Here is a 3,182-nt window from a genome sequence, read left to right as displayed (position 1 = left end):
GAAGAGAAATTCTCACCCAATATACGATTACCCCTCCCCAGTTTGTCGGTCTTCAATGGCTGTATGAATACGGGGATATGACGATCGGCGAGTTATCACAAAAGATGTACTTGGCGTGCAGCACCACGACGGATTTAATTGACCGAATGGAGAAAAACAACCTCGTTGAACGGGTGAAAGATCCGTCCGACAGGCGCGTAGTCCGCATTCATCTTCTCTCGGAAGGAGAGCGGATCATCCAGGAGGTCATTCAAAAAAGGCAGGACTATTTGGAAGACATGTTAGAGGCGTTTTCCGAGGAAGAAACAGCCGCATTTGAAAAATTATTAATTAAACTTCAGCAGGAAATGAACAGAAAATGAGGCGATTTTGTTGGATCAACCGATAGGAGTCATCGATTCGGGAGTCGGCGGTTTAACCGTTGCAAAAGAAATCATGAGGCAGCTGCCGAAAGAAAAAATTATATATCTTGGAGATACGAAAAGGTGTCCGTACGGACCCCGGGACAGAAAAGAAGTCCTGTCATATACATGGGAAATGACAAATTATTTGTTATCCCGCCACCATATTAAAATGCTCGTGATCGCCTGCAATACAGCGACGGCCATCGCACTTGAAGAAATCAGCAGAGAAGTCGCGATCCCGGTCATCGGCGTTGTGCAGCCCGGAGCCAGAACCGCGATTAAAGTGACGGAGAACCAGCGAATCGGCGTGATCGGAACAGAAAACACGATCAAAAGCGGCGCATATGAAGAAGCGCTTCTTTCGCTGAACGGAGATTTAACGGTAGAAAATCTGGCTTGCCCGATGTTTGTCCCGTTTGTGGAAAGCGGTAAATTTTTGGATGAGACGGCTGATGAAATCGTCAGGTCGTCACTGCACCCGCTCAGGGATTCATCAATCGATACACTGATTCTCGGATGCACGCATTATCCGATTTTAAAAGAGCCGATTCAGCGCTATATGGGAGAGCGCGTCAACATCATTTCCTCCGGAGATGAAACGGCCAGGGAAGTCAGCACGATCTTGTCATACAATAGTTTATTAAGCAAAACGGGTGAACCGCCGGAACACTTGTTTTTAACAACCGGGGAGCGCGCCCGCTTCACAAAAATTGCAAATGATTGGTTTGGATACGAAGTGAAAAATGTGGAAAGCATTTCTCTTCAGGAAACCGCTATAAAATAAAGCTGCCGCACAAGCAAACGGCAGCTTTTTTCATGAGCCTTTTCTTTAAAAGAAAAGGTTTTTTGTATTCAGAGGGATTTTTTTAAAAAGCGGTCTAATTCAAAAACGGGCTCGTATACATAATAGTACAAACTGCCTTAGGAGGGAAAAGTATGCTGAAAAAAGGAATGAAAGGAATCGCGGTTTCGGTTACGGCCTCCGCGCTGCTTCTTTCCGGGTGCGGAATATTTCAGTCAGATCAAGCCTCAGAGGAGATAGATCCGCCGCAGGACATCACATATGTAAAAGAGGAGAAGGAGCAAGACAAAACAGACAAAACCAAAGATAAAACAGAAGACAAAGGCAGCAAAACGACAAGCGACGATAAAGCGGCTCAAACGAGCGATACGGTCATGAGAGAGCTTTATCTCATTGATAAGAACGGCTATGTGACAGCGCAGACGCTGCCGCTGCCAAAGCAGGAAGGTACGGCTAAACAAGCGCTTGAATACCTCGTTGAAGGCGGCCCTGTTTCAAACATCATGCCAAACGGATTCAGAGCCGTGCTGCCGGCGGATACAGCGGTCAATGTTGATATTAAAGAAGACGGAACAGCGATCGCTGACTTTTCAAATGAATTTAAAAACTATAAAGCAGAAGACGAGCAAAAAATCGTACAGGCGATTACATGGACGTTAACACAGTTTAACTCGATTGATAAAGTGAAGATCCGCATGAACGGCCATGATTTGAAAGAAATGCCTGTTAACGGCACGCCGATTTCAGAAGATCTCAGCCGCGAGGACGGCATCAACCTCGATACGGCGGGTGTGACCGATATAACAGCGACACAGCCGGTCACCGTCTATTATTTGGCTGAATCGGACAAAGGCACATACTATGTTCCTGTAACGAAACGGACGTCTGCAAAAGAAAAAGACCAGGTGACGGCGGCGATTAAAGAGCTGACGGAAGGACCGGGCAATAAAAGCGGCCTGCTTTCCGATTTCCAGGGCGATGTCAAGCTTGAAAACGAGCCGAAGATTGAAGACGGCCATGTGACTCTCGACTTTAACGAAGCGATCTACGGGAGCGCCGACGGCGAGAAGAAAGTGATATCGGATGAAGTGTTAAATAGTATTGTGCTGACATTAACCGAACTGCCTGATGTGAAAAGTGTGTCGGTTACTGTGAACGGAAAATCCGAGCTCGTCAATGAAAAAGGAGAAAAGCTTTCCAAGCCGGTTTCAAGACCGAGCAAGGTGAACACAGGTAGTTTTTAAGCAGAGATTTTTGATATACTATAAAAAAAGAGGTAAGCGATTAAAGCTGCCTCTTTCTTTATTCAGCTTTTTGGAAGAGCAGAATGATTGTGAAAGGTTTATGTACATACAATCGGAGGTAAAAAATGAGATACGATGGAAGAGAAAACAATGAACTGCGCCCTGTCACAATGGACCTCGACTTCATTACGCATCCCGAGGGATCGGTCCTGATCACAGTCGGCGGGACAAAGGTGATATGCAACGCGTCTGTGGAAGACCGCGTACCGCCCTTTTTGAGAGGAGAAGGGAAGGGCTGGATCACCGCGGAATACAGCATGCTGCCGCGGGCCACGAACCAAAGGACGATCAGGGAATCGTCAAAAGGGAAAATCTCCGGGCGGACGATGGAAATTCAGCGGCTGATCGGACGAGCTTTGCGGGCGGTCGTTGATTTGGAAAAGCTCGGTGAGCGGACGATCTGGATCGACTGCGACGTCATTCAGGCTGACGGAGGCACGAGAACCGCGTCGATCACCGGAGCATTTACGGCCATGGCGCTTGCCGTCGGAAGACTTGTCGAAAAAGGCACGCTGAAGGCGATGCCGATCACTGACTTTTTGGCTGCCACTTCAGTGGGAATCGATAAGGAAAAAGGATTAATCCTTGATTTGAACTACCAGGAAGATTCTGCGGAGAGGTGGATATGACCGGCGTCATGACAGGAGCAGGCCGCTTTGTCGCACTTCAGGG

3 protein-coding genes and 1 pseudogene are annotated in these 3,182 nt (G+C 47.5%); all 4 read left to right on the top strand.

What is annotated here, in order from left to right; genetic code table 11:
• The coding region (locus C1T29_RS17790) for a MarR family winged helix-turn-helix transcriptional regulator (protein ID WP_208945510.1) at positions 1-362 on the top strand (362 nt) is incomplete at its 5' end.
• A gap of 7 nt (positions 363-369) precedes the next feature.
• Complete coding sequence (gene racE / locus C1T29_RS17785; protein WP_096748267.1) at positions 370-1,188, top strand: glutamate racemase; 819 nt, start codon at positions 370-372, stop codon at positions 1,186-1,188.
• A gap of 152 nt (positions 1,189-1,340) precedes the next feature.
• Entirely contained in the window at positions 1,341-2,450 is a 1,110-nt protein-coding gene (locus C1T29_RS17780; RefSeq protein ID WP_039072902.1) for a GerMN domain-containing protein, read from the top strand.
• A gap of 125 nt (positions 2,451-2,575) precedes the next feature.
• Positions 2,576-3,182 (top strand): annotated as a pseudogene (gene rph, locus C1T29_RS17775) (ribonuclease PH); the annotation flags it as partial.

This window comes from Bacillus sp. MBGLi79 (assembly GCF_002953915.1).
The sequence above is the reverse complement of the archived record's forward strand: the minus strand, read 5'-3'. Positions and strand labels throughout refer to the sequence as shown.

Coding starts and splice junctions, on each gene's coding strand:
- C1T29_RS17780 (WP_039072902.1), top strand. CDS start 1,341: ATGCTGAAAAAAGGAATGAAAGGAATCGCGGTTTCGGTTACGGCCTCC.